Raw genomic sequence first — 24,869 nt, forward strand, 5'->3', positions numbered from 1 at the left:
TGTAATGACTAAACAAGAACTAAATACATCAGAATATAATCCGTTTTATAGTAGGTATTTGAGTTTGGTTTCAGTAGATACTGAACTGATTCAAGGTTTTGAAGCAAATGCTAATACCGTTTCAAGTTTTTTTCAATCAATTCCCATCGATAAATGGGATTACGCGTATACTGAAGGCAAGTGGACAATCAAAGAAACCTTTCAGCATATGATTGATACCGAACGGGTGTTTCAGTTTAGGTGTTTTCATATAGCTAGGCATGATAAAACATCACTTCCAGGGTTTGAACAGAATGATTACATAGTGCCTTCCAAAGCGAATAGTAAGACTATAGAAGCACTTTTAGAGGAGTTTATTGCAGTAAGAAAGAGTTTTGTGTCTTTACTTAAAAGCTTAAGTACTGAAGATTTAAATCAAATCGGTATTGCAAATGGATCAGATATGTCTGCAAGAGCAATCGCTTTTATCAATTTAGGACATTGCCAACATCACATTAATGTGATTAATGAGCGTTATCTGTAACTGCTTCCGCAGGTCTTTTCAAAATAATAAAAGTGAGTAGTGAGAGTACTCCGAAGAAAGAAAAACCAATGAATAACGGTAAAACAGAATCCGTAACAAAGCTACCGATGTAGTTGGCAATTGGTACAGCCATAACCGTTGAAACAAAACCATTTATGGCAGCACCAATTCCAGCAATATGACCTAAAGGTTGCATTGCTAAAGCTCTTAAATTTCCAAAAAGGAACCCAACCGCAAAGAATTGCACTGCAAAAAAACTTATTAAAACTTGGATGCTAGGGTTAATACCAGACCAGAACAATATTACATATAATAGCGAAATAATGGCATAGGCACCGGCGGCTAGATATGCAATCTTCCACATACCATGTTTAACTACAAGCACACTGTTTAAATAGGTGGCCAAACCTACAGAAATAGCTAAACTCGCAAAAATATAAGGGAACAAATCTGCCAAATTATATTGTTGTTCAAATATTTGTTGAGAAGTACTGAGGTAAACCATAAAGGAGCCAGTTATAAACCCAGAAACAAACGTGAAAGCTACTGCGTCTCTATATTTTACAAACTCTTTTACACCATCAATAAATAAATGAGAAGTGAATTTTATTCTGTTTTCTTTTGCCAAAGTTTCAGGTTGTCGTTTCCAAAACCAAAGCATAATTAAAAAACCATAAATTAGGTTGATGTAAAAAATAGAATGCCAACTATAAAAATCTAAAACCAATTGTCCCATTGCCGGAGCAATTACAGGAACAAGGATAAATACCATAACAACAATAGACATAATTTTTGCCATATAGTTTCCACTATATGAATCACGTATAATAGCAAGACTTAAAGTTCTTGGTGAAGATAAACCCACACCTTGAAGTATGCGGCCAAAAATCATCATTTCAAAACTTTTAGTAGTCAAACAAATGATACTAGCAATTATGAAAACAACAAAGCCAACGTAAACAACCGGTTTTCTCCCAAAGCTATCAGATAAAGGCCCAAAAATAAGTTGACCAAAACCCAAACCTAAAAAAATCATGGTAATTAACCACTGATTATCGTTAGGGTTGGTCACTCCCAAGTCACTCCCAATATTAGGCAAACCCGGTAATAAGGCATCAATAGAAAGCGCAACAATAGACATTAACGATGCCATTAATGCAACAAATTCTATTTTAAAGGAGTTTCCGTTTTGCATTGGGCAAAAGTAACTTAATATTATTTATTGTTGTCCTTGTGAATGCGTGCTTTAAGTTAAAGAATTCACAAAGTTTTGAATCTGATTTATTATCTTTCGATTAAATAATAAAAATGCTAACGGAAACTTTAATAGCACTATTTAAACGTGACCTTAATAAACTTAAGGTTGAAATAGAATTGTATAAATCAGAAAGTAATTTATGGCTTTTAGAGAAAGATATTAATAATACGGCGGGTAATTTGGCATTGCATTTAATAGGTAACTTAAATCATTTTATTGGGGCTGTTTTAGGCAATACTGGCTATGTAAGACAAAGGGATTTGGAATTTTCTTTAAAAGACGCTCCTAGAATTGAGATACTAAAACAAATTAATGAAACAATTGAGGTTGTTGAAAAAACACTTAAAGATTTTCAATTTGAAGCTCTGGAAAAAAACTATCCTATAGAAGTTTTTGGAAAGCCAATGACAACCGAATACTTTTTAGTCCATTTAACAACGCACTTGTCTTATCACTTAGGGCAAATAAATTATCATAGAAGATTATTAGATTTATAAATGATTGAAGAAAAAGGAAAGTCTTTATTGGAATATATTAGTAGATATGTGACTCTTAATGAGGAGGAAGAAGCTATCTTGTTGTCTAAGGTTAACTATAGAAAGTATTTAAAAGGTCAGTATATAGTTCAGCAGGGAGATGTTTGTAAGAGCAGTAGTTTTATAATTTCTGGTTGTACAAAAACTTTTTATGTCGATAATAAAGGGCAAGAACATATTGTTATGTTCGCCATAGAGGATTGGTGGACTTCAGATATTGGTAGCTTTATTACCCAAACACCAGCAGATTATAATGTACAATGTTTAGAACCTACTGAAGCTATTCAATTTTCATATAATGTTCAAGAAGAACTACTTGAAAAAATCCCAAAGCTGGAGCGTTTGTTTAGAAAAATGTTAGAACGAGCATTTGTATCTTCTCAAAAGCGAATAGTTAGAAATTTTAGTTTAACAGCTAAAGAACGATATCTTTATTTTAAGGAACAATATCCAAGTATGGAGCAAAGGATTCCTCAGTACTTGATAGCCTCATACTTGGGAATTACAAAGGAATTTTTGAGTAAAATCAAGAGTCAAATAGCATTAGAATAGGTAATGTTAATCTAGTTTAACATTATTTTATAAACTAGCTTATTCTTTAAGCTTGGTTTGTTTTAGATATTTGCTCTATCAATTATTTAAAACAGAAAAAATGAAAAGTATAATTAAAACATTAGCATTAGTAACCTTGGTAGTATTCTTTACATTATCATTTACAACTATAGATGGAGATAAAAAAGAAATCAAAATAGAAAACAGTAAGGTCGTGTGGAAAGGTTATAAGGTAACTGGATCTCACGAAGGAACCATTGCTATTAAAACGGGTTCTTTAACTTTTGAAGCCGATAGGCTAATAGGAGGAGAGTTTGAAATAGATATGACTACCATAAGCGCAACAGATTTAGAAGGTAACTGGAAAAGCAAATTAGACGGTCATTTAAAATCTGATGACTTCTTTGGAGTAGAAACTTTTCCAACGGCAAAATTGGTGTTTACTAGTGTAGAAGCTTCTGGTAAAAATGCATACAAAGTAACGGGTGATTTGACTATTAAGGGGAAAACTAACCCGGTTGTATTTACTATTTCAGTATATGGAAACAAAGCAAATGCTTCAATTAAAATTGATAGAAGTAAGTACGACGTAAGATATGGGTCAACAAGTTTCTTTGATAATTTACAGGATAAAGCTATATACGATGAATTTGATTTAGTGACAGATTTAGAATTTTAAAAAGAAAAAATATCTATTTTTAAAAGAGTGTTCAGAATTGAGCACTCTTTTTATATATAATACTTTCATGTTAAACCAATCATAAAAAAGTATTGATTTGTTTATCAGATGCTTACTTTTAACATTCATCTTAATAATCTTTATGTATGGATTTTCAAAAATTCTTATCTGTTGGGTTAATATTTCTGGGTTTTTTTTGTGGTTCTGCTCAAGAAATATCATTTGAGGAATATAACCCGCCATCAACTTTGGTAGTTCCAGGTAAGGTTATAAAAAGGGCGAAGTTTAAATTTATTGATGTGCATGGGCATCAACGCAGAATGGCCACTCAAGATCTATCGCCGGTAATTGCAGCTATGGACACCCTTAACATGGGGATTATGGTGAATTTAAGTGGACGGTCTGGAGAAAACTTAAAAAAAGCAATTGAGAATGCTGAAACTAATTATCCAAATAGATTTGTAGTATTTGCCAATGTAGATTTTAACGGTGTTGGAGGAGATGGCTGGATTGAAAAAACAGTAAATCAATTAAAAGAGGATGTAAAGAACGGTGCCAGAGGTTTAAAAGTTTACAAGAGTTTAGGTATGTATAATAAAGACAGCGATGGCAACAGACTAGCTATAGATGATAGGCGCTTAGATCCCATCTGGAAAACTTGTGGAGAATTGGGCATTCCGGTTTTGATTCATGCTGCAGATCCAAGACCTTTTTGGGAAGCGTTTGATGGTAATAATGAACGCTGGTTAGAATTAAAAACACATCCACGCCGTAAAAGAGGACCAGATAACCCGGCACCTTGGGAGCAAATTATAGGTGAGCAACATAATATGTTTAAAAACCACCCAAACACTACTTTTATAAATGCCCATATGGGGTGGTATGGTAATAACTTAGCGAAGTTGGGAGAACTACTTGATGAAATTCCAAATATGAATGTTGGAATTGCCGCGGTAATTGCAGAATTAGGAAGGCAGCCAAGGTTTGCCAAGGCATTTTTTATAAAGTATCAAGACCGAATACTTTTTGGAAAAGACAGCTGGAAACCCGAAGAGTTTCCAACATATTTTAGAGTATTAGAAAGTGATGATGAGTATTTTCCTTATCATAAAAAATATCATGCCTTTTGGCCTATGTATGGCATGGACTTGCCAGATGAGGTGCTTAAAAAGGTGTATTATAAAAATGCACTGCGCATTGTTCCTGGTCTAGACAAAAGTTTATTTTCGAATTAAATTAGAAAACTATTTTCTTTTTTTTGATCAAATTAGGTGATTGTTTTTAAATTTATTCATAGTAAAAATTAATTCTCGTACATTTATCCTTACATTTAAGCTTTGTGGATTAATTAAATTAAAACTTTTGTTTTTTTCTCTCAACAATTGTGCAACAAAAGGGCTGTTCCTTATTTGCGTACTATTATCATGTGTAGTTTGTAGTCAGAATGATTATGAACGTTTTGTTGATTCTGCCGATAATCATATTGATGAAAGTTCAATAAAAGCTTTAGAGTTTTTAGATTCCATTCCACAACCCATCCATCACTATATTGAAGGTCGCGTTGCAGACTATTATTCCATTAAGGCATTAATTCATGATGATTTTAATGAAACTGCCAAGGTGTATCAAAGCAATATTTTAGCACTTAAATATGCGGAAGTTGAAGAGAATTATGAGGTTGCTGGTGCATCAAGTTTAGATATTTTTTCAAATTTATATTTTGTTAAGAGAGATTCTACGGCTAATATTTACTTAGAAAAAGCCAAAGAGTATTATAGTAAAGGCAATTATAAAAATGGACTTTTAGAAATTGAACAAGTTAGGGCTTATATTAAGTTTTTAGATAGTGAGTTTGGTGCGTGTAATGATTTAATTTTTGAGCATCTAGATGATTATAAAAATGTTAAAGATGATGCCTACTATTACATGTTTGCACTCTATATGTTAACATCAAATTATATATACCTTGATGATTTGGATGATGCTCACAAATATTATAAAACATTTAAAAGCTTAAAAGAAGACCCAACCATAGTACCTTATAATTTCCAATCTTTTGAAGCTACAATAAATGTATGTTTTGCAGATGTGTTTTATGAAAAGAAGCAGATAGACTCTACATTCCATTATTTAGATTTGGCATCAAAGAATAGAAAAAGTATGGGAGAAGACACCATTGAATCATATTTCACTATTAATGCAGATGTACATAAATATACTGGTAATATTGAAGGTGCAAGGGCATATTTAGATTCTTTGATAATATTTGAGGAAAAAATGTTGAAGAACATTGTAGATGCCAGTTTACACATAAACAACACGCTTTTAAATACGGAGTCAGAGTTGAAAAGCGAAAGTAAAAATAAGTTCTATTTTGGAGTTTTTGGTGTTACTCTGTTTTTCATATTAGCTGGTGTTAGTCTAGTATATTTTCTTTTTTATAAGAAGCAAAAATTGAAATTAAATCATTTAAGCACACAAGCAGAAAGTTTATCTTATTTAAAAATTAATAATGAAAAACTAACGGTTAAAGTTCAAGGCTTAGAAGATTATATTAATAGTCTGAAAAATCAAGTCAAATCAATTGCTTCTATTGAGGATGTTGCGGTTCAAAAAGAAAAAATCAAGGATTTTTACAAAAACCTGCATCTAAATTCCTCTACTATTTTAGTTGAAGGTAAAAATCATTTGGAGCTGGTTAACGATTTTAATATTGATTTTTTTAAAAGCCTAAAAAAATCTTACCCAAACCTAAATGATTCAGATATCATTATATGTTATTATATTTTTATTGGTTTTAAGAATAAAGAAATAGCTGTTTTTCTTAACACAACAGTTAGGGCCATTGAAAGTAAACGCTACAGAATTTCTAAGAAATTGAAACTTGATAAACAAGAAACTACCTTAACCGAATTTTTAAAAGATACTTTTATAGACACTTAGTTCAATTACAAAATTGAAGTATAATTACCCTAAAAGCCATTAAAAATTGATAGTGCGTAATAAATGCGTAGTAAAATTTGATTAATTTTTGCGTGATTTTGTGATATTTGTGAAGCTATTAATCGACAATTATATCTCTCTTCGTAGAGCCTACATTTTTGTTTTTGGTTGGTCTAAAATTTATTGGTTTATTTAAACTGATTTTGTTTTAGTTATATAAGCAGATTTGTTGGTAGTTAATTGAGATAAACTGAACCAAACAGTTTATTCGGTTACAGGTTAAAAAGAAAAGGAGGCAGGTTAGGGAGCCTCCTTTTTGTTTGTATATATTTGAGTGATTTTTAATTTACAACGGAATATTACCGTGCTTTCTATTTGGCCTGTTAACTTTTTTGTTTTCTAACATAGAAAACGTTTTAATTAGTTTTCTTCTAGTATTTTTAGGCAGAATAACTTCATCAATAAAGCCTCGTCTTGCGGCTCTGAATGGATTCGCAAATTTTTCAGCATATTGAGCTTCCTTTTCAGCAAGTTTTTCTTCAGGGTTATCGGCAGCAGCAATTTCACGTCTAAAAATAATTTCACTGGCACCTTTCGCTCCCATTACAGCAATTTCTGCTCCAGGCCACGCATAATTGAAATCTGCTCCAATATGTTTAGAATTCATCACGTCATAGGCCCCACCATAGGCTTTTCTTGTAATAACTGTTACCCTTGGTACGGTGGCTTCACTTAAGGCATATAACAATTTAGCACCATGAACTATAATGCCATTCCATTCTTGGTCCGTACCAGGAAGAAATCCGGGTACATCAACTAAAACTAATAATGGAATATTGAAACAATCGCAAAAACGTGTAAATCTAGCGGCCTTTGTAGAACTCTTAACGCCTAATACACCAGCTAAAAACATGGGTTGATTTGCAATAATACCAACACTTCTACCTCCTAATCTAGCAAAACCAACAATAATATTTTCGGCATAATCTTTATGGATTTCATAAAAAGAATCTTCATCTATAATCCCAGATATTACATCGTGCATATCATAAGGTTTATTAGGATTTTCAGGTACTATATCAGTTAATACATCTCTTATTTCATCTTCTGGATTAAACTCAATTTTCCCTGTTGTTTCTTGATTGTTTTGTGGTATATAACTCAAAAGTTTTTTAACATCTTCCAAACATTCAATATCGTTTGCTGAGGTTTTATGCGCTACTCCAGATTTTGAAGCGTGTGTATATGCACCACCTAATTCTTCACTACTAACTTCTTCATTTGTTACAGTTTTAACTACGTTTGGTCCTGTAACAAACATGTAACTTGTGTTTTCAACCATTATGGTGAAATCGGTTATAGCTGGAGAGTAAACAGCTCCTCCAGCACAAGGCCCCATAATAGCAGATATTTGAGGGATTACTCCAGAGGCTTGCACATTTCTGAAGAAAATATCCGCATACCCACCAAGAGATTTTACGCCTTCTTGAATACGCGCACCTCCGGAATCATTCAGTCCAATCATAGGCGCACCAACTTTAACCGCCATGTCCATGATTTTACAAATTTTTTCGGCATGCGTTTCAGATAAAGCACCGCCGAAAACTGTGAAATCTTGAGCATAGACGTAAACTAATCTACCGTTAACGGTTCCATAACCAGTAACAACACCATCTCCAAAATAGATTTCTTTGTCCATGCCAAAATCTGTGGTTCTGTGCGTTACCAAAATACCTATTTCTTCAAAAGAGCCTTCATCAAGTAAGTAATCAATACGTTCTCTTGCAGTTAGTTTTTTCTTTGAGTGTTGCTTGTCAATACGCTTTTGTCCGCCACCTAAATGTGCTTGTTCTATACGTTCATTAAGTTTTTTTATTCTTGGATCCATAAATGTTTAGTTTGGTAATCTTAATTGTTTTTGATCTTCCAAATATTGCATAAGTGCAAGTTTTGCAGCTAATTCAGCTTCAATTTCACTAGCTTCCTCCACAATGTTGGGTGAATAATAATTTTTTACAAAATGTGTATCAAAATTACCACTTCTAAAGGCTTCATGTTTACAAACAAATCTTCCAAATGGCAAGGTGGTTCTTACACCTTTTACTTTATAATTATCAATAGCGTAAATCATCCATTCAATGGCTTCACTTCTGGTTTTGCCATAGGTTATAAGTTTTGACAACATAGGGTCATAGTATATGGGTATATCCATGCCTTCTTCAAAACCATTATCTACACGTACATGTTCGCCCTTTGGTAATTTATACTCTTCTAAATTTCCAACACTTGGCAGAAAGTCATTCATCGGATCTTCAGCATAAACACGCAATTCAATGGCATGCCCATTAATTTTAAGATCATTTTGTTTAATGGTTAATTCCTCACCACGAGCCACTTTAATTTGTAATTCTACCAAATCTACACCTGTAACCCATTCCGTAACAGGATGTTCTACTTGAAGACGTGTATTCATCTCAAGAAAATAAAAGTTATGGTCTGCATCCATCAAGAACTCTACGGTGCCTGCACCAATATAATTACAAGACCTAGCCACATTAATTGCTGCTTGTCCCATCTTATCTCTTAATTGTGGTGTAAGAATTGAGGAGGGCGCTTCTTCAATTACTTTTTGATGACGTCGTTGAATGGAACATTCGCGCTCAAAAAAGTGAAGGTAATTACCATGCATATCAGCCATGATTTGAATTTCGATATGTCTTGGTGAGGTGACATACTTTTCAATAAATACTGAGCCATCACCAAAAGCTGATTTAGCTTCACTAATGGCACGTTTCATTTGACTTTCAATATCCTTTTCATTCTCAACTATACGCATACCTTTTCCGCCTCCACCTGCTGCAGCTTTAATAAGTATAGGAAAACCTATCATTTTGGCAACTTCAATCGCTTCTTTTGGATCGGTAATGGCATGGTCAATACCTGGAACCATAGGAATCTTATAATCTTTAACAGCTTCTTTAGCCGCTAATTTATCACCCATCATTTTTATTGCTTTTGAGCGTGGTCCTATAAAAATGATTCCGTTAGCTTCACATAATTCTGCAAACTCTGCATTTTCGCTCAAAAATCCATATCCGGGATGTATGCCATCAACATTAAGAGCTTTAGCAACTTCAATTATTTTATCACCGCGTAAATAGGACTCATTTGATGCGGCATGACCAATACATACGGCTTCACCAGCATATTTTACATGAGGTGCACTTCTATCTACTTCAGAGTAGACTGCTACAGTCTTAATACCCATTTGTTTGGCTGTTCGCATTACACGAATGGCAATTTCACCTCTATTTGCTACTAAAATCTTTTTCATTACCTATTCAAATTCAATTAACAATTGATTTTTTTCAACAGCATCACCTTTTTCTGCCTTAATGGATTTAATTACGCCTTCTCTAGGTGATGTAATTACATTTTCCATTTTCATGGCTTCCAGGATAAGCAAAGCATCATCTTCCTTGACTTCTTGACCTGCTTCTACACTAATTTCTATAATAAGACCAGGCATTGGTGCTTTTATAGAGTTAACGTGTTTTGAAGCGGCTACAGTAAACCCCATTTCTTTTATAAGTAGGTCTAAATCATCAAAAATGTTAACGCTATACGTATTTCTGTTTACTTTAATCTGATAAGTCTTTTTGTTGAAATCACTATCAACAATGGAAGCTTTATAAGATTTGTTATTGTGAAGAATATGAAACTGTGACTTTGAAACTTGCAACGCATCAAGGTTAGACACGTCTTTCGTATTAATCTCAAAATCAAAAGAATCATTAACCTTAGTATTGAAAATTTTATTCATAATTAGAATAATTGGTTTAGGTAAATATAGTTATAATGAGTCATAACTTTTTCGGAAAATTAATAACCCAGAAAGGTTGAATAAATATATTTAAACCAACCACCTAAAAACATGAGTTTCATCATATTTATGAGAGCTTTAAATTCATGATTCTTTTTTTGATTTTTTTAAAAACAGTGGTTGTTATCTGAACTAAATTTGTTTACAAACTGAGAATATGATAATATATTACTCATAAATATATGTTAAATTATCATATTGATAAATAAAACATGATTTAAATCATTTTATGATAATTATGTATAATTGAAATTTGCTACATAATTTTAAACAAATAATACAAATCTCATGAATACTAAATTTTTTAAAAGACTAATTATTTGCATTCTTGCAATAGGGTTTTCAGTTAACTATACACAGGGCCAAATGTTGCGTCTTGAAAATAGTGAATCTTCTTTAACTGTTTTTGGAACTTCTAATTTACACGGTTGGAAAGTAGATGCCAAAACACAACAAGGGGCTATTAGTTTTAATAACCTCCAGTCTTGTGAAATTGATCACTTATCACTAACTGTGCTTACCACAAGTTTAAAAGGTGTAAAGCCTGGTATGGCTGAAACAGCCTCAGAAACCTTAAAGTCTGATAAATACAAGTACATTTTATTTGCACTTACTGAAGTAAAAAAAATAACAGAAAAAGATAGTGGTGTTTTTGAATTAGAAGCATTGGGAGATTTAATAATTGCTGGTACAAAAAAATCAGTACCAATGCGTTTTGATGTAGTTATTGATGATAATAAAGTTATTCTTGAAGGTAAAGTTAAGTTGAAAATGACTGATTTTAATTTAACCCCACCAGAAGCTTTAATGGGTGCAATTAAAGCTAAAGACGATATCATGTTGAAATTTGCCGCTAGATTTATAGAATCTACAATTTTATAATTTTTACAGTTTTTAGTCAGAGCCTCTTACTATTGGATTTTGAATATATCCTATAGTGAAGAGGCTTTTTTATTGTTGATTCCTCAATTAGATATATTTTTATTCTCAATATTAAATTTGTTAATTGACATTGAAAACTGTAATTTACAATAGTTATAATATTTAGTATGAAAAAGTTACATTTTGCATTAGCGATTTTATTTGTGTTTAGTTATTTCCAAGCTTTGGGACAATCACCTGAAATAAATATAGACACTTTAATAAAGGAATTAGGAATTAGAGAGTCAAAGCAAGCTAGTAGGGATATGGACGGTTGGTCGCGACCAGAAAAAATAACTATGAGGTATTTTTCAAATGCTAAAAGTGGTTTAGGTTCAAAAGCGTGGTTTCTTGAAGTAGCTGACGGCGTTAATATTGAGTTTGTTAGAAGCTCAACTGAAGTTGAGGAGAGTATAGTAAAAAGTGACGCCTATATAGGAGGGTGTTCTAACCTAATAGGCAAAGGGGAGAATTTAGATTATGTTCATATAACAAGTGCTGGAATAGATAGGTGTGGCTCTATTCCTGGTATTAAAACCTCTAATTTAATTGCTACAAATAATGCCAAAGCAAGTAGCGAAACTATTGCAGAACATAGTATAGCATTGATGATGGCCTTAACCCGAAGAATTCCAATGTTTCAAGATCTAAAAGGGAAATCTGATTGGAGTCGTGGAAGTGCTCCCAATGCGCCAAATGCAATTTCTGTAAAGGGAAAAACACTTTTAGTTCTTGGTTTAGGAGGTATAGGAAACCAGGTAGCTAAAAGAGGCAATGGACTTGGAATGCGCGTAATTGGAACACGGAACTCCAGTAGAACCGGACCAGATTATGTGGATTATGTTGGATTAAGTGATGAAACCGTAGAATTGGCTAAACAAGCTGATGTTGTTGTTAATGCTTTACCTCTAACAGATAAAACAAGAAGTATTGTTGGACAAGAATTCTTTAATAATTTAAAAGATGGTAGTTACTATATTTCTGTAGGACGAGGAAAAACCACAGATACTGAAGCTTTAATAACTGCTCTTAAAAACGGGAAACTAAGTGGAGTAGGCCTTGACGTTACCGATCCTGAACCCTTAACTAAAGATCATGAACTATGGTCTATGCCAAATGTAATTATTACGCAGCATACAGCTGGAAGATCAGATTTATCTAGGAGAAACTCGCTCATGATTACAAGAGAGAATTTAAGACGCTACATTCAAGGGGAAAAGCTACTCAATATGGTAGATTTATCTAGAGGATATTAGCCCTATTTAAATTTGGATCTTTGTTGATGACGTTTAATGGCTTTTCTCGATAAAACGATACCTACTATTAACGACACAAAAGCTCCCAACCATATACCTGGTATAAAGTCTATAAATAAGAAAAAGTCATAGGCTCCATGAAAAGAAGCCGCCAGAAGTAACCCTGTTAGGTTTAATAGTATTTTATTGTTAGAAAATTTGGCTTTTCCCATATAATAGCCCATTAAAATTCCAAAGGTAGCATGAGCCGGAACCGCTGTAAAAGCTCTTAATAGCGCCGTTTGGTAACCACCTTCTAACACATAAAATATATTTTCGGTTGCAGCAAAACCCATGGAAACCATTACTGCATATACAATTCCATCAAAAGGTTCATCAAACTCTTTATTTGTTTGTGCATAATAGCGTACTATGATGTATTTGCTAAACTCTTCGGTTAAACCAACAACAAAAAAAGCTTTAATAAATTGTTGGAAAACACTTGTTTCATTTGGAAGTGGTATAAAAACATTTATTATATAATATAGAATAGTGGTTACTATAATACTAACAATTGCTCCTAGAAGAAAGTTGTAAACAAGTAACCGTTTGGGCTCTTTCTCATACTTGTCTTTAAAATAAATATAGAGTATAATTATAAAGACGGGTGCAACAGCAAATAGTAATAAATTCATTAATTAATAGTTTCTATTATTTTTTGAAGTACAAATTGGTAATACTCCTTATTTGATGGTACAAAATGATTCCCGTTATTTCCAATATTTTCAATTAATTGATTGAACTCATCGAAGGTCACAATCTTTAAAGCTTCAACCTCTCCTTTTTGTGGGATTAATTCTGATAGAGGAACCTTTAACTCACAAATAAAGGTATTATGAAGCTCGTTGTCATTGATACCATTATCATAGCTTTGAAAACATTCAAATACACCAATTTTAACCAAATCAGTTTCAGAAATATTTAAACTAATTTCTTCTTGAGTTTCTCTAATTGCTCCTTGTTTTATTGTTTCACCAGAATCAATATGTCCAGCAACCGATACATCCCACATTAATGGACAAATAACTTTCTCTGCTGATCGTTGAGATAAAAGAACTTCTCCTTTTTTGGTGTAAAACCAAATATGAGCAGTGTTATGATAAAGCCCCTTTTTATGAATCACAGATTTTAATTCTGATTCTCCAGTTGGGTTGCCATTAGCATCAACAATGTCAATTAGTTCATCCATATTATTAAGCATCTTCTACTATGAAAATGGCATTATTATTTAAATCAAAAAAACCAAATTCATTAGTTTTCCAAGGTGTATTAAGCACTAGTTTGTTTTTGTTCACTGTGCCTCTTTCAACTAACTCTTGAAAAATAGGGTGTATGTTTTTTACAAAAATTTTAATTACTGAACCTCCCAATAACGGATCATTTTTTGTATCTGCATGCCATTGTAAATGAATAAATAGTTTTTCTCTTTTTAAGACAGCATACATATTATCTTTTGAAACCAATTCAAAACCAAGTTTTCCATTATACCAATTGACATCTCTATCTATATCAGAGGAAGGCATCACTGGTGTGATTTAAAGGAATTTTGTCTCCATTAAAGGTTTGTTAAAGCTATTTATTATTCAAAATAACTAAAAGTATCTCCATCTTTAATGTTTAAAAGTGATTCGTAAATCAGTTTAATCACATTTTCAACATCTTCTTTATGAACCATTTCAACAGTGGTATGCATATAACGTAACGGTAAAGAGATTAAAGCAGAAGCTACACCGCCATTACTGTAAGCAAAAGCATCCGTATCTGTTCCTGTTGCTCTAGAAAGTGCTGAACGTTGGAAAGGAATCTTTTTATCTTCTGCCGTATCAATAATTAAATCACGTAATTTCTGTTGAACAGCAGGTGCATATGCTACCACCGGACCTTTTCCAATTTCTAAATGACCCTCTTTTTTCTTTTCAATCATTGGGGTAGTGGTGTCGTGAGTAACATCAGTAATTATTGCTGCATTTGGTTTAATGGTGTGTGCAATCATTTCAGCACCACGTAATCCTATTTCTTCTTGAACAGCATTAGTAATGTACAAGCCAAAAGGAAGTTCCTTTTTGTTTTCTTTTAATAAACGAGCTACTTCAGCTACCATAAATCCACCCATACGGTTATCAATAGCTCTACAAACAAACTTGTCGCCATTTAAAATATGGAATTCATCAGGATATGTAATTACACAACCTACGTGGACTCCTAATTTTTCAACTTCTTCTTTGTTTTTACAACCACAATCAATAAAAATATTATCAGGTTTTGGTGGTTCTTCTTTAACTCTACTTCTGGTATGAATTGCAGGCCATCCAAAAACACCTTTTACAATACCCTTTTTAGTATGAATATTAACTACTTTACTGGGAGCTATTTGGTGGTCACTTCCGCCGTTTCTTATCACGTAAATAAGTCCGTTATCACTTATATAATTAACATACCATGAAATTTCATCGGCATGTCCTTCAATAACAACTTTGTATTTTGCCTTAGGGTTTATTACACCTACGGCAGTACCGTATGTATCTGTAATAAACTCATCAACATAAGGTTTTAGGTAGTCCATCCACAGTTTTTGTCCGTCCCATTCATAACCCGTTGGAGCCGCATTGTTTAAATATTTTTCTAAAAAGTCAATTGATTTTTTGTTGAGAATACTCTTCTTCGCCATTTGTATAAGTTTTGCACTAAAATAATAATATAAATAGAAAGCCTACAGCTTAATGGCAGAAAAATAACCAATGAAAAAAAACGTTTTAGAAAATGTAAATTGTTAATTTTGATGTATAATGCCTCTGTTTTTATATTGATGAACTTTTTTAGATACATATTTATTTTATTTCCCACGCTCTTGTTGGCACAAACCAATGAAGTGCAGAATGATTCTATATCTACTAAAGAGTATTTAATTATTGAAGGTGATTCTGTACCTAGAACTTCTATAGGTTTAGAAGAAGTGAAACTTTTGCACAGACTAAAGTTTGATAGTAAAGAGGATCGTATTAGATATTTAATTCTACGAAGAAAAACAGTCAAAGTATATCCTTATGCTAAATTAGCTGCAGTTAGATTAGATTCTATGAATAATCGATTGGCTAATATGAAAAGGAATCGAGATAAGAAGCGTTATACTAAGCGTGTTCAAAAATATATTGAAGGTGAGTTCTCGGATGAATTAAAAAAAATGACCCGTACAGAAGGTCAGATTTTGGTTAAATTAATTCATAGGCAAACGGGTGTTACTACTTTCGATCTGGTAAAAGAGTTACGTAATGGCTGGAGAGCCTTTTGGTATAATACCACGGCAAGCATGTTTGATATTTCTTTAAAGCGTGAGTTTGATCCTGAAAATGTAAAAGAAGATTATTTAATTGAAGATATTTTGCAGCGTAATTTTCAAAGCGGACGTCTAGAAGCACAAAAATCGGCTATTGATTTTGATTTTTATGATCTCACAGAAAAGTGGTTGAATCCAGATTCTAAATCAAAATAATTTCATGCGAAAGCAAACCTTTTTTGAAGAAAAACTCAATTCCATAACACACGGTATTGGTGCTCTTTTTGGAATTGCAGCCTTAGTGCTATTAGTTATTTATGAAACTAAAAAGACGGATTGGAGCCTGTTTAGTGTCATTGTCTATGGTATTTCCATTATTATTTTATTTACAGCTTCTACTTTGTATCATTCAGTTAGTAGTGAAAAACGAAAACATTATTTTAGAATAGTAGATCATATAAGTATTTACCTGTTAATTGCTGGAACTTATACACCGGTTTTGTTAATTACGTTAAGTGATACCTTAGGATGGTTACTCTTTTGGGTTGTTTGGGGTATTGCTGCTTTTGGTGTTATTTTAAAACTTTTTTTTACAGGACAGTTTGAGACTTTTTCAACCTTATTGTATTTGGTCATGGGCTGGTTGATTGTTTTTGATTTTTCAAACTTATCTGAAGCAGTTGATAGTAATGCTATTTTATTATTATTTGCCGGTGGTTTAGCCTACACAGGAGGCATTATTTTTTATGTTATTGAAAAGATTCCCTTTAATCATGTTATTTGGCATTTGTTTGTTTTGGCAGGTGCCATATTTCATTTTTTTATGATATTTTTTTATATAATTTAGTGGTATGACTGAAATTACACTTGCAACAAATACAGAAGATTATAAAATCATTGAAGATTTAGCCAATATTATTTGGCGAGAGCATTATACTGCCATTATAGGGAAGCCTCAAGTAGATTATATGCTTGATAAGTTTCAATCCGTTGAGGCCATTGAAGGTCAAATCTCTGAAGGTTATGAATATTATTTGCTTAGTAATGAAGATATTAATGTAGGTTACATTTCAATTAATAAAGAAGATGATAGCTTATTTTTAAGTAAAATATATGTGGTAGGGGAGTTTAGAGGTAGAGATATTGGAAAGACAGCTTTAATCTTTGTAGAAGACAAGGCTAAGGCTTATAACCTCAATACAATTAGACTTACTGTAAATATCAATAACCTTAATTCTATTAAGGCTTACGAGAAATTAGGCTTTAAAAAAGTTGGTCCAATTGTGATTGATATAGGCAATGGCTTCATTATGGATGATTTTGAGATGGTGAAAGAGCTCTAACCCTCAATAACCTCTTTATATTCTTCAAAAAAAGCTTCGAATAAACTCATTTTTTTATTGAAGAATTCCATAACAACTTGCCATGAGTTTTTATTGTGAATAGATGCTTTTTGCTCCAATGGAATATAGATTCTAGAGATTTCCTTATAATTTTCTAAAACGTATTCTTCATCAAAAATTGCATCAGGTAAGAAATCATCGAGTAAAATAGATTTTAGAGCCGTTAGCTTTTCCCAGTATTTAATACGGTGTTCTAAATCGTCTTCAAGGTCTAGAGCTACCAATGCTTTTTTGGTGTCAAAATGAAATTTAAAGCTGAGTCCTTTTAGCTTGGTATCATAAAGAATCCACTTCCTCGGAAATGATTTTCCAAAACTGGTCCAAAATTCTTGTCTTAATATTCTAGATTCTTCCTTTGAAAACATTTAATTATATCAAATAAGCCACAGCAACACCCAAAATAATGGCAACAAATTTAGACATGTTAAATTTATGTCCGTCGCTACTTTCAAATAAAATGGTAGTAGAAATATGAAAAAAGATTCCAATGACAATAGCATTTAATACATGTCCGTATTGAGCCATAGATTCCCATGTATGAGAAATTAACGTTCCTAAAGGTGTCATACAGGCAAAGACCAATAAGAATAAGGCAATCTGAAATTTGCTATACTTAGCCTTAAATAAAAACATACTTATTATAGTGGCAATAGGAATTTTATGAACCAAAACACCATATACCATGTCATTATGTTCATGTATAGCAAAACCTTCTAAAAAACTATGAATACATAAACTAATAAATAGCAGCCACGGAAAAGCGGTACTGTTTTTATGAATATGTACATGCCCATGTTCAGCCCCCTTAGAGAATAACTCCAATACAATTTGCAGCAAAATACCGCCCATAATAAAAAGTCCGGTAAGCTTAGTGTCTAAATGATTATAAACTTCAGGCAAAAGTTCAAAAAGGGTAAGCGCCAATAAAAAAGCACCACTAAAAGATAGTAGGAGTTTGGTGTTCCAAGATTTACTGTTTTTTGTAAAACTTGCCAAAATAACGCCTAAAACTACGGCAAGAAAAGGAAAAAGATAATCACTCATGTAAAAATATACTGGTAATAAAGTCGATTACCGACCTATTTGAAAATCATTACTAAACGTTCAGAGGTTTTATTACTAAACTTACGCAATTTATAATCTCCAAAAACATCAAGCAAATGTACATCAGCTTTTTTAAATAATTCTTCAAAATCATTTAAAGTAAAAGCTCTAACACGCTCCTGAAAGTTGTATAAACGATTGTCAACCGTAAAACTTATATCCTTTATAACATAACCATCTTCAACATAGCGTTTTAAATTGAAAGTTATGTCATCAACAATTTTAACTTCTTCTGGTACCAAATTATCTATAACAAACTCACTATTCATAAAGTCTATCACGCCAAAACCATATTCATTTAAATTGGCCTTAATTGCCATTATAGTATTTAAGTTATCGGCATCATCATCAAAATATCCAAAACTGGTAAACAAGTTAAAAACGACATCAAACTGCTTTGGGTAAGGTTTACACATATCATGCACATCAAATTTCAATCTATGATTTTCATGTTGTTTGGCAAACTCTATGCTATTTTCACTCAAATCTACACCCGTAACATCGTAGCCAATTTTATTCAGATAACGGGCGTGTCTTCCACGTCCGCAAGCTAAGTCTAAAATGGTTCCATGCTCCGGAATATTTAAATAATGCGTAAGCGTGTCCATAAACGCATGCGCCTCAGTGTCGTCTCTATCCTTATATAAAATATGGTAATATGGCGTATCAAACCAAGAAGAAAACCATGTAGTTGTATCTGCTATCATTAATTATTTTTAGGGGGTTCCCACGCTATCGCGTCGTCAGGCTTTCCTCTATATCTTTTGCTCCGCAAAAGGATGCCGTTGCAATCCTTAACCCAATTCCCGTTAACAAAATTTTAACACAAAAGTACATGATTTTTTTTCATTTAAAAATTTCGTTTTCACAGAAGAAAATTACCCTATTTTTGCATTCTAGTTATCGTTAAGCAATTAAGTAGTAGCAAAACATGGAAGAAAATTTCAAAATGGTGGCCAAAACTTTATTTGGTTTTGAAGAATTGTTGTCAAAAGAGCTTACACAATTAGGTGCTCAAGAAATAAAGTCAGGTGTAAGAAACGTTAGTTTTGTGGGCGATAAAGGCTTTATGTACAAAGCTAATTTAGGATTGCGTACTGCCATTAAAATTTTAAAACCCATCCATACTTTTACCGTAAGTAGCGAGAAAGATTTATACGATAAAATTTATAAAATGGATTGGAGCCCGTATTTAAAACCTACAGGTTCTTTGGCTATAGATGCTACCATCCATTCCGATTTGTTTTCGCACTCCCTATTTATTGCTCAAAAAACTAAAGATGCTATTGTAGATAAGTTTAGAGATACCATGGGTCAAAGACCTAATGTAGATTTAAAATTCCCCGATGTAAAAATTAATGTACATATAGATCGCAGACAATGTACTATTTCATTGGATTCATCTGGTGATTCTTTACATAAGCGTGGTTATAAAACAGCTACTAATATTGCGCCTATAAATGAGGTTTTGGCTGCTGGATTAATTATGCTTTCCGGTTGGGACGGACAGTCTGATTTTATGGATCCCATGTGTGGCTCAGGTACCATGCTTATTGAAGCTGCTATGATTGCTTGTAATATTCCACCCAATTTAATGCGAAAGGAATTTGCTTTTGAGCGTTGGCAAGATTGGGATGTTGAGTTGTTTGAAAAAATAGAAGAATCTTTACTTAGTAAAACGCGTGATTTCCATCATAGAATTATAGGGTATGATAAAGCCCCAAGTGCCGTTTATAAAGCTATTGATAATGTTAAAAATGCACAGTTAGATGATTTTATAACTGTTAAACATGAAGACTTTTTTAAAACCCAAAAAGGCTATGAAGAAAAATTACACATGGTATTTAATCCACCTTATGGTGAGCGTTTAAATATAGATATGGAAGCCTTTTATAAAAATATTGGGGATACCCTTAAACAAAATTACCCAGGAACCGATGCTTGGTTTATTACCTCAAACTTGGATGCTTTAAAGCATGTTGGTTTACGTCCTTCAAGAAAAATACAACTGTTTAATGCTAAACTAGAATCTCGTTTAGTTAAATATGTGATGTATGAAGGCAGTAAGAAGGGGAAGTATATGAAGTAGTACTTGTCATTTGGGACTAACCTGTGTATCTAACTTTATTGTTGCGGATACTGAATCAAGTTCAGCATGACGAAATGAGTTAAGGTGTTGAGAATAGTAAGCATTTGAAGTGGTTTTATCAGTGCGCTTTTCGATTTGTGTAATAATGGTTGTGTGATTGAGCAACTAACATACCAAAAATGGAACGAACCAGAGGAAAATCCGCTGGATTTTATGAGTAGGCAAGAACCAAGCAATTATTTTTACACTTTGTTACTTGTTGCTTTTATTAATGCGCATAAAGAATTTTTTTTGCGAATCCAGTTACTCGGTCCATATTAATTCCATTTTCTTGTTCAAAAAATAATGGATGATTCGTTTCTGAAATTATAATTTCAGGTATTATTCCAACTTTTTGAGTTTGGACTTTTACTTTGAGACCTAAAGTATTTGAATAACAATTCAAAGGCGTGTCGATGACTCCATTATAAGGTTTTCTCAAAAACCGATTTTCATTTGTCCAATTTTCTTGTCCAATATCAAAATCTTCTTTTCCTATTTCCACCCAAACATTCCAAGTAAATGGCTTATTTTGAGTATCAACTTTAATTTTAATTTGGCCTTTAATGAAAAACCTCTCTCGATTAATTATACAAATATCTCTTGTTAGTTCTGATTGATTTTTAGTCTCTTCATCTAGATTAAAATAAGATGTAGGTGATTCAGCACCATAGCTCATTGGTATTTCACCGTGAAATTCACCACATTCGCTACAGTAATATCCCATTTCCTGTATTTCACTTTCTGAATAATGGATTTTCTCAATTTTCCACTCATCACTCTTTTTTACTCTGGTAGCTTGATAGCCAATGGGTAAATCGACCAGCGATAATATTGAATTATCAATTTTTATAACTTGAAACAAAGACACTAATAAACCTATTTCTTGAAAATTTTCGAGAGATTCATTTCCCATAAATTGCCAATCACCATTAAGCTCGTGTGATACAAGAGTTATTGTAGATTTTTCATGCATTACGTAAGTAGTAGTATACACAACTGTATTTCCAGATTCTTTGAATTTCCTACCTTTTTTGAAAATATTTTTAAATGAAAAGCTCATGCGTTATTTTATATAGCAGGTAACCTTAAGGAAATGAATATATTTCATATGATTTATATCCACTGACATACAAAGTTAGAATTTTCTTACCTAAAATCAATAAGTACGTATTCCTAATTATCAACAATTAAGACAATGATATAAACAGAATTAAAAACAGGGAATCAGTCTTCAAAAACAAATTTAATCCCTTCAGAAAACACCATGGGATATGCGTTGTCATATGTGTTATTCTTATAATAGGTAGAATAAAAAGTTAACCATGGGTAATTAGCTTCATTAATCAATCCTATTAGCTTAGAGCACTTTTTGTAATTATTACTTGGTGTGAAAGAAAAGTGTAATTTTTTGTTGGTTTTGTTTTTAGGAAAGGAGTCTGCTTCAATCATATTTGCGAGGGCATCGGCATATTTTCCTGATGGGTCTGTAGCAATAAAATTATCAAATAATGTATTTTCAGTATCCTCTGTAAGAAGCGCCATTACAACAATACCTCCTTCACTGCCTTTACCAATAAAGGTTCTGGATGTATTGTTGGTGTATTTTCCATCAACATAATGTACTAGGTCTTTATAAATGGTGTAATACTCTTGAAATTTATCTGGTGTAGCATCTACATCCGGGATATTTGCTAATGAAACCACCAAAGCATCTGTGCCATTTAATTGTTTAACGGCTTTTAAAACTTGCTCAAACTCATCTGTAACTAACTTAAAATGTTGCTCAGTAAAATCAATTAAAAAAATAGCAGGTAAATTATTGTTTGTTTTATAAGTATCTGGTAAATAGATTTTTGCCTTAATATTTTCTCCGTTTGAAGAGAATGAAAAGGTTTCAATAGTATTATCTTCTTGATTGGATTTAGAAAAAGAGAGTATTGCTAAAACCGTTATACTAAATCCAATTACTAATAACAACTTTTGTCTCTTCATAACTAATTATTAGAATGATGTTTAGAATTTTTATAATGCTCTTTAATAATATCTCTACCAAAATCATCATCAAAATCTCGCCAAACGCAATGAATGTGGTTTGCATTATTTTGGGTGTTGTCTAATTCAATCAAAAAGGTTTTTCCTTGAATTCTGTAGTAATGAGGCTCATCTCTTTTTGTGCTTCCTGCCCAAGCAAATAAGATGTCGTTAAATTCTTCATTATGAATTTTACTTTCTCTTGCTTGTGCCAATTTATCTGGTAAGTCTCTTAAATATTGGTACAAAATGGCTTTTAATTTCACTTTTTGTTCATCGTTCAATTTTGTTGCTTTTATGCCAACAGGTTCTAATGGTGTTACTGTAGTGCTGTTAGAAGTAACAATGTCTGGGTATGCTGTATCTCTAAAAATAACTTCTTTCTTTTGTTCATCAGATAAAGACTTCATTAATAAATAAGCTAACTTTTCTTCCCTATGAAGTGTACGTTCTCCTTTTCTACTTCCTTTTTTTATAATGGCCGGATTAGATCCGAAAAAACGAGGAGAAGCAGAAATTTTATGATCTTTTACCGTGAAGTTTAATGATATGTGATGGCCTTCAAAAGACCATGCCCATATTTTGTCTTCTCTGGGGTTACCATAAATGGCAATATAATAAGCTTTGGCATCTCTAAACTTGGGGTCACCTCCCAATTCAACTAAAACATTTTCTAAGTCAATAATCTTAGTTGTCTTGTTGTAACCAGATTCGCTTAAAAAGTGTGTGAGCATTTTAAAGAAAACAGCCTCTTGATCATTATTTAGTTCTTTTAGGGTGATACCTTCTCTAGGGTACATGGTACTTGGTAAAAAATGCCATGAGGTACGAGAGTTGTCATCAAAAGGCAAACTTACTTTTTTTAATTGTTCCGTATTTAGGCAATCTAAAAACTTAACAACGTGCTTACTTTTATGAAAACTAAATGATAGTAATAAAAAGATAGCCATACAGCTAACTGATAGGGTTATTAGCTTTCTCATAAGTTTGGTTTTAAAAAGAGATTAAAAATGATTAACACCCTAAGTTACACTATTTATCTAAAACCACCTGAGTTTTAATAGGAGCTGTTGGCTTTATGTCAGAAATTTTCCGTGAATATTTTCTACCGTTTAAGAATCTGCCTATAAAAGTTGCTCTTACCAAATAATGATAGCTTACAAAGCAAATAACACCAGTGGTAAGAAGTACTATGAGCATTTTAAGAGTTGACGGGATAGCCCAATCTTTAATGAATGCAGGAATAAAAGCCGTAAATGTTAAGTGTACCAGGTATACCCAATAGGAGGAATCTGAAATATACCGCATTCTAGCGGAATGATTACTAGTATAACGAATAAATAGACCAGTTATGCCAAAAATAAAAAACCACACCATTATTGATTTAAAGATAATTTTCAATTCATAACTAATAATACTTTGCATAAAAAAGAAAATTGAAAACATAATGATAGCCAGAGCGGTATTTATCCAGTCATGTTTCATAAAAGATTCTAACAAGTGCTTAGATTTAAATAATACCCAACCTATGATGTAGAAGGCAAAATAGTATATAAAGGTATTAAAATCTGGAATAAATGAGTTTGAAGTAGCAACTGAAGGTGTACCCATTATAAAGTAGACTATAGCGGTAATACTACCCAAAATAACAATACGTAGGAGGGGTTTTTGCAAAATTGAACTAAATGCCTTAGAAATGGAGTTTGATGCACTTGGTAGTTTTTTAAATGCAAACCCCAAAATTACCGAAGCGAAGGTTATTAAAACCAAATAATATAAAAACCATAAATGAAACGTACTTGCTGGAATTAATACCAGTAAATTTGAGAAAATACCTATAGTTTCATTAAAAGCATTTGTATTTCCTGCAAAAACAAAACGGGTATAGCTAAAAGCAAAAACAATAGTGGGCCAAAGAAATAATACAAACACTAAAAAAGGGTACAATATTCTTTCTACCCGGTTTTTAACCATTTTTAATGGTTTTCTTTCATAGAATAACATGGCTCCGAAAAAACCGGCAACTACAAAGAATATTTGCATTCTAAAGGCATGAATAAAACTAATAATAAAATCATTTGAAAGGTGTGCTACGTTTGGGTCTTTAATAGACCAAACACGACCATAGTCAATGACACCATATGTAATAGCAGAATGTATAACGAGGCCTAAAAGCATCATAATGGCACGTAAGGAATCTAACGAATGGATTCGTTCAGTTTTGCTTGGAGTGATTTTCATTTTTGGTTGGTTGTATCAGGTTGTGGTTGATGAAGGTACAATTTTTTTGTTATTCGAATAGCGAATAGGGCTTTAGTGTTTCAAAAGTAAAGCTT

The 24,869-nt window shown here is 32.5% G+C and carries 27 protein-coding genes; 12 read left to right on the forward strand and 15 right to left on the reverse strand.

What is annotated here, in order from left to right; genetic code table 11:
• The first annotated feature begins 4 nt into the window (after window positions 1-4).
• Window positions 5-523 carry a DinB family protein gene (locus FUA22_RS05215; RefSeq protein ID WP_147766847.1) on the forward strand — a complete coding sequence of 173 codons (519 nt, stop codon included), beginning with the start codon at window positions 5-7 and terminating at the stop codon, window positions 521-523.
• On the opposite strand, the gene FUA22_RS05220 is transcribed toward FUA22_RS05215, so the two are convergent.
• Window positions 504-1,718: a multidrug effflux MFS transporter gene (locus FUA22_RS05220; RefSeq protein WP_241664756.1), complete on the reverse strand. Its 1,215-nt coding sequence runs from the start codon at window positions 1,716-1,718 to the stop codon at window positions 504-506. The two genes, FUA22_RS05215 and FUA22_RS05220, sit on opposite strands and share 20 nt — an antisense overlap.
• A 113-nt stretch (window positions 1,719-1,831) precedes the next feature.
• On the opposite strand from FUA22_RS05220, the gene FUA22_RS05225 reads away from it, so the two are divergent.
• The 5 genes from FUA22_RS05225 (at window position 1,832) to FUA22_RS05245 (ending at window position 6,491) form a co-directional block, all read left to right on the forward strand.
• Window positions 1,832-2,278, forward strand: coding sequence for a DinB family protein (locus tag FUA22_RS05225; RefSeq protein WP_147766848.1), 447 nt, complete (start codon window positions 1,832-1,834; stop codon window positions 2,276-2,278).
• Window positions 2,279-2,869 carry a Crp/Fnr family transcriptional regulator gene (locus FUA22_RS05230; protein WP_147766849.1) on the forward strand — a complete coding sequence of 197 codons (591 nt, stop codon included), beginning with the start codon at window positions 2,279-2,281 and terminating at the stop codon, window positions 2,867-2,869. It begins immediately after the preceding gene.
• A gap of 100 nt (window positions 2,870-2,969) precedes the next feature.
• Entirely contained in the window at window positions 2,970-3,548 is a 579-nt protein-coding gene (locus FUA22_RS05235) for a YceI family protein (protein WP_147766850.1), read from the forward strand.
• A 146-nt stretch (window positions 3,549-3,694) separates the two neighbouring features.
• Window positions 3,695-4,783 carry an amidohydrolase family protein gene (locus FUA22_RS05240; RefSeq protein ID WP_147766851.1) on the forward strand — a complete coding sequence of 363 codons (1,089 nt, stop codon included), beginning with the start codon at window positions 3,695-3,697 and terminating at the stop codon, window positions 4,781-4,783.
• Between the two features lie 127 nt (window positions 4,784-4,910).
• Window positions 4,911-6,491 (forward strand): helix-turn-helix transcriptional regulator, encoded by a 1,581-nt coding sequence (locus FUA22_RS05245; protein WP_147766852.1) that lies wholly within the window; start codon window positions 4,911-4,913, stop codon window positions 6,489-6,491.
• A gap of 346 nt (window positions 6,492-6,837) precedes the next feature.
• Here FUA22_RS05245 and FUA22_RS05250 read toward each other — a convergent pair whose 3' ends face one another.
• Genes FUA22_RS05250 through FUA22_RS05260 form a run of 3 tightly spaced genes read right to left on the reverse strand, consistent with a single transcriptional unit; the run spans window position 6,838 to window position 10,314 of the window.
• On the reverse strand, window positions 6,838-8,379 hold the full coding sequence (locus FUA22_RS05250) for an acyl-CoA carboxylase subunit beta (protein WP_147766853.1): 1,542 nt from the start codon (window positions 8,377-8,379) through the stop codon (window positions 6,838-6,840).
• A 6-nt stretch (window positions 8,380-8,385) separates the two neighbouring features.
• Window positions 8,386-9,825, reverse strand: a complete 1,440-nt coding sequence (accC, locus tag FUA22_RS05255; protein ID WP_147766854.1) for an acetyl-CoA carboxylase biotin carboxylase subunit — start codon at window positions 9,823-9,825, stop codon at window positions 8,386-8,388.
• Between the two features lie 3 nt (window positions 9,826-9,828).
• Complete coding sequence (locus tag FUA22_RS05260) at window positions 9,829-10,314, reverse strand: acetyl-CoA carboxylase biotin carboxyl carrier protein subunit (RefSeq protein WP_147766855.1); 486 nt, start codon at window positions 10,312-10,314, stop codon at window positions 9,829-9,831.
• 348 nt (window positions 10,315-10,662) lie between these two features.
• Here FUA22_RS05260 and FUA22_RS05265 point away from each other — a divergent pair, with 348 nt between their 5' ends.
• Both FUA22_RS05265 and FUA22_RS05270 read left to right on the forward strand, forming a co-directional pair.
• Complete coding sequence (locus tag FUA22_RS05265; RefSeq protein WP_147766856.1) at window positions 10,663-11,256, forward strand: YceI family protein; 594 nt, start codon at window positions 10,663-10,665, stop codon at window positions 11,254-11,256.
• 167 nt (window positions 11,257-11,423) lie between these two features.
• Window positions 11,424-12,551, forward strand: coding sequence for a D-2-hydroxyacid dehydrogenase (locus FUA22_RS05270; RefSeq protein ID WP_147766857.1), 1,128 nt, complete (start codon window positions 11,424-11,426; stop codon window positions 12,549-12,551).
• A gap of 2 nt (window positions 12,552-12,553) precedes the next feature.
• On the opposite strand, the gene FUA22_RS05275 is transcribed toward FUA22_RS05270, so the two are convergent.
• The 4 genes from FUA22_RS05275 to FUA22_RS05290 are packed head-to-tail and all read right to left on the reverse strand — an operon-like array spanning window position 12,554 to window position 15,258.
• Window positions 12,554-13,225 (reverse strand): PrsW family intramembrane metalloprotease, encoded by a 672-nt coding sequence (locus FUA22_RS05275; RefSeq protein WP_147766858.1) that lies wholly within the window; start codon window positions 13,223-13,225, stop codon window positions 12,554-12,556.
• A complete protein-coding gene (locus FUA22_RS05280; RefSeq protein WP_147766859.1) occupies window positions 13,225-13,779 on the reverse strand; it encodes an NUDIX hydrolase in 555 nt (184 codons plus the stop codon). Before FUA22_RS05280 ends, FUA22_RS05275 begins: the two co-directional genes overlap by 1 nt.
• 4 nt (window positions 13,780-13,783) lie before the next feature.
• Window positions 13,784-14,113, reverse strand: coding sequence for a VOC family protein (locus FUA22_RS05285; protein ID WP_206667091.1), 330 nt, complete (start codon window positions 14,111-14,113; stop codon window positions 13,784-13,786).
• Between the two features lie 56 nt (window positions 14,114-14,169).
• Complete coding sequence (locus FUA22_RS05290; RefSeq protein ID WP_147766860.1) at window positions 14,170-15,258, reverse strand: M42 family metallopeptidase; 1,089 nt, start codon at window positions 15,256-15,258, stop codon at window positions 14,170-14,172.
• A 138-nt stretch (window positions 15,259-15,396) separates the two neighbouring features.
• Between FUA22_RS05290 and FUA22_RS05295 the strand changes: the two genes are divergently transcribed.
• Genes FUA22_RS05295 through FUA22_RS05305 form a run of 3 tightly spaced genes read left to right on the forward strand, consistent with a single transcriptional unit; the run spans window position 15,397 to window position 17,207 of the window.
• On the forward strand, window positions 15,397-16,080 hold the full coding sequence (locus tag FUA22_RS05295; RefSeq protein WP_147766861.1) for a DUF4294 domain-containing protein: 684 nt from the start codon (window positions 15,397-15,399) through the stop codon (window positions 16,078-16,080).
• Window positions 16,081-16,084: 4 nt separating this feature from the next.
• Entirely contained in the window at window positions 16,085-16,711 is a 627-nt protein-coding gene (gene trhA / locus FUA22_RS05300) for a PAQR family membrane homeostasis protein TrhA (RefSeq protein WP_147766862.1), read from the forward strand.
• Window positions 16,712-16,715: 4 nt separating this feature from the next.
• Window positions 16,716-17,207, forward strand: coding sequence for a GNAT family N-acetyltransferase (locus tag FUA22_RS05305; protein WP_147766863.1), 492 nt, complete (start codon window positions 16,716-16,718; stop codon window positions 17,205-17,207).
• On the opposite strand, the gene FUA22_RS05310 is transcribed toward FUA22_RS05305, so the two are convergent.
• The 3 genes from FUA22_RS05310 to FUA22_RS05320 are packed head-to-tail and all read right to left on the reverse strand — an operon-like array spanning window position 17,204 to window position 19,078.
• Window positions 17,204-17,632, reverse strand: coding sequence for a DUF4268 domain-containing protein (locus FUA22_RS05310; protein WP_147766864.1), 429 nt, complete (start codon window positions 17,630-17,632; stop codon window positions 17,204-17,206). The two genes, FUA22_RS05305 and FUA22_RS05310, sit on opposite strands and share 4 nt — an antisense overlap.
• Before the next feature lie 4 nt (window positions 17,633-17,636).
• Window positions 17,637-18,311 (reverse strand): ZIP family metal transporter, encoded by a 675-nt coding sequence (locus FUA22_RS05315; RefSeq protein ID WP_147766865.1) that lies wholly within the window; start codon window positions 18,309-18,311, stop codon window positions 17,637-17,639.
• A gap of 35 nt (window positions 18,312-18,346) precedes the next feature.
• Window positions 18,347-19,078 carry a class I SAM-dependent methyltransferase gene (locus FUA22_RS05320; protein WP_147766866.1) on the reverse strand — a complete coding sequence of 244 codons (732 nt, stop codon included), beginning with the start codon at window positions 19,076-19,078 and terminating at the stop codon, window positions 18,347-18,349.
• A 224-nt stretch (window positions 19,079-19,302) separates the two neighbouring features.
• Between FUA22_RS05320 and FUA22_RS05325 the strand changes: the two genes are divergently transcribed.
• A complete protein-coding gene (locus FUA22_RS05325) occupies window positions 19,303-20,460 on the forward strand; it encodes a THUMP domain-containing class I SAM-dependent RNA methyltransferase (RefSeq protein ID WP_147766867.1) in 1,158 nt (385 codons plus the stop codon).
• A 268-nt stretch (window positions 20,461-20,728) separates the two neighbouring features.
• Here FUA22_RS05325 and FUA22_RS05330 read toward each other — a convergent pair whose 3' ends face one another.
• From FUA22_RS05330 to FUA22_RS05345, 4 genes are all read right to left on the reverse strand, one after another.
• The gene (locus FUA22_RS05330; RefSeq protein WP_147766868.1) at window positions 20,729-21,562 is read right to left on the reverse strand and encodes a DUF2199 domain-containing protein; all 834 of its coding nucleotides are present in this window, start codon (window positions 21,560-21,562) and stop codon (window positions 20,729-20,731) included.
• A 164-nt stretch (window positions 21,563-21,726) separates the two neighbouring features.
• A complete protein-coding gene (locus FUA22_RS05335; protein ID WP_147766869.1) occupies window positions 21,727-22,494 on the reverse strand; it encodes a hypothetical protein in 768 nt (255 codons plus the stop codon).
• A gap of 2 nt (window positions 22,495-22,496) precedes the next feature.
• Window positions 22,497-23,516, reverse strand: a complete 1,020-nt coding sequence (locus tag FUA22_RS05340) for a DUF3500 domain-containing protein (protein ID WP_147766870.1) — start codon at window positions 23,514-23,516, stop codon at window positions 22,497-22,499.
• Window positions 23,517-23,565: 49 nt separating this feature from the next.
• A complete protein-coding gene (locus tag FUA22_RS05345; RefSeq protein ID WP_147766871.1) occupies window positions 23,566-24,774 on the reverse strand; it encodes an acyltransferase family protein in 1,209 nt (402 codons plus the stop codon).
• Between the last annotated feature and the right edge of the window lie 95 nt (window positions 24,775-24,869).

Source organism: Seonamhaeicola maritimus, from assembly GCF_008056315.1.
Taxonomy (GTDB): domain Bacteria; phylum Bacteroidota; class Bacteroidia; order Flavobacteriales; family Flavobacteriaceae; genus Seonamhaeicola; species Seonamhaeicola maritimus.

Excerpts from the sequence above, each read along its gene's own strand:
- FUA22_RS05270 (WP_147766857.1), top strand. The coding sequence starts at position 11,424 with ATGAAAAAGTTACATTTTGCATTAGCGATTTTATTTGTGTTTAGTTAT.
- FUA22_RS05220 (WP_241664756.1), bottom strand. The coding sequence starts at position 1,718 with ATGCAAAACGGAAACTCCTTTAAAATAGAATTTGTTGCATTAATGGCA.
- FUA22_RS05235 (WP_147766850.1), top strand. The coding sequence starts at position 2,970 with ATGAAAAGTATAATTAAAACATTAGCATTAGTAACCTTGGTAGTATTC.
- FUA22_RS05315 (WP_147766865.1), bottom strand. The coding sequence starts at position 18,311 with ATGAGTGATTATCTTTTTCCTTTTCTTGCCGTAGTTTTAGGCGTTATT.
- FUA22_RS05285 (WP_206667091.1), bottom strand. The coding sequence starts at position 14,113 with ATGCCTTCCTCTGATATAGATAGAGATGTCAATTGGTATAATGGAAAA.
- FUA22_RS05230 (WP_147766849.1), top strand. The coding sequence starts at position 2,279 with ATGATTGAAGAAAAAGGAAAGTCTTTATTGGAATATATTAGTAGATAT.
- FUA22_RS05305 (WP_147766863.1), top strand. The coding sequence starts at position 16,716 with ATGACTGAAATTACACTTGCAACAAATACAGAAGATTATAAAATCATT.
- FUA22_RS05335 (WP_147766869.1), bottom strand. The coding sequence starts at position 22,494 with ATGAAGAGACAAAAGTTGTTATTAGTAATTGGATTTAGTATAACGGTT.
- FUA22_RS05265 (WP_147766856.1), top strand. The coding sequence starts at position 10,663 with ATGAATACTAAATTTTTTAAAAGACTAATTATTTGCATTCTTGCAATA.
- FUA22_RS05225 (WP_147766848.1), top strand. The coding sequence starts at position 1,832 with ATGCTAACGGAAACTTTAATAGCACTATTTAAACGTGACCTTAATAAA.
- FUA22_RS05290 (WP_147766860.1), bottom strand. The coding sequence starts at position 15,258 with ATGGCGAAGAAGAGTATTCTCAACAAAAAATCAATTGACTTTTTAGAA.
- FUA22_RS05260 (WP_147766855.1), bottom strand. The coding sequence starts at position 10,314 with ATGAATAAAATTTTCAATACTAAGGTTAATGATTCTTTTGATTTTGAG.
- FUA22_RS05320 (WP_147766866.1), bottom strand. The coding sequence starts at position 19,078 with ATGATAGCAGATACAACTACATGGTTTTCTTCTTGGTTTGATACGCCA.
- FUA22_RS05345 (WP_147766871.1), bottom strand. The coding sequence starts at position 24,774 with ATGAAAATCACTCCAAGCAAAACTGAACGAATCCATTCGTTAGATTCC.
- FUA22_RS05215 (WP_147766847.1), top strand. The coding sequence starts at position 5 with ATGACTAAACAAGAACTAAATACATCAGAATATAATCCGTTTTATAGT.
- FUA22_RS05280 (WP_147766859.1), bottom strand. The coding sequence starts at position 13,779 with ATGGATGAACTAATTGACATTGTTGATGCTAATGGCAACCCAACTGGA.
- FUA22_RS05325 (WP_147766867.1), top strand. The coding sequence starts at position 19,303 with ATGGAAGAAAATTTCAAAATGGTGGCCAAAACTTTATTTGGTTTTGAA.
- FUA22_RS05240 (WP_147766851.1), top strand. The coding sequence starts at position 3,695 with ATGGATTTTCAAAAATTCTTATCTGTTGGGTTAATATTTCTGGGTTTT.
- trhA (WP_147766862.1), top strand. The coding sequence starts at position 16,085 with ATGCGAAAGCAAACCTTTTTTGAAGAAAAACTCAATTCCATAACACAC.
- FUA22_RS05340 (WP_147766870.1), bottom strand. The coding sequence starts at position 23,516 with ATGAGAAAGCTAATAACCCTATCAGTTAGCTGTATGGCTATCTTTTTA.
- FUA22_RS05250 (WP_147766853.1), bottom strand. The coding sequence starts at position 8,379 with ATGGATCCAAGAATAAAAAAACTTAATGAACGTATAGAACAAGCACAT.
- accC (WP_147766854.1), bottom strand. The coding sequence starts at position 9,825 with ATGAAAAAGATTTTAGTAGCAAATAGAGGTGAAATTGCCATTCGTGTA.
- FUA22_RS05310 (WP_147766864.1), bottom strand. The coding sequence starts at position 17,632 with ATGTTTTCAAAGGAAGAATCTAGAATATTAAGACAAGAATTTTGGACC.
- FUA22_RS05275 (WP_147766858.1), bottom strand. The coding sequence starts at position 13,225 with ATGAATTTATTACTATTTGCTGTTGCACCCGTCTTTATAATTATACTC.
- FUA22_RS05330 (WP_147766868.1), bottom strand. The coding sequence starts at position 21,562 with ATGAGCTTTTCATTTAAAAATATTTTCAAAAAAGGTAGGAAATTCAAA.
- FUA22_RS05295 (WP_147766861.1), top strand. The coding sequence starts at position 15,397 with ATGAACTTTTTTAGATACATATTTATTTTATTTCCCACGCTCTTGTTG.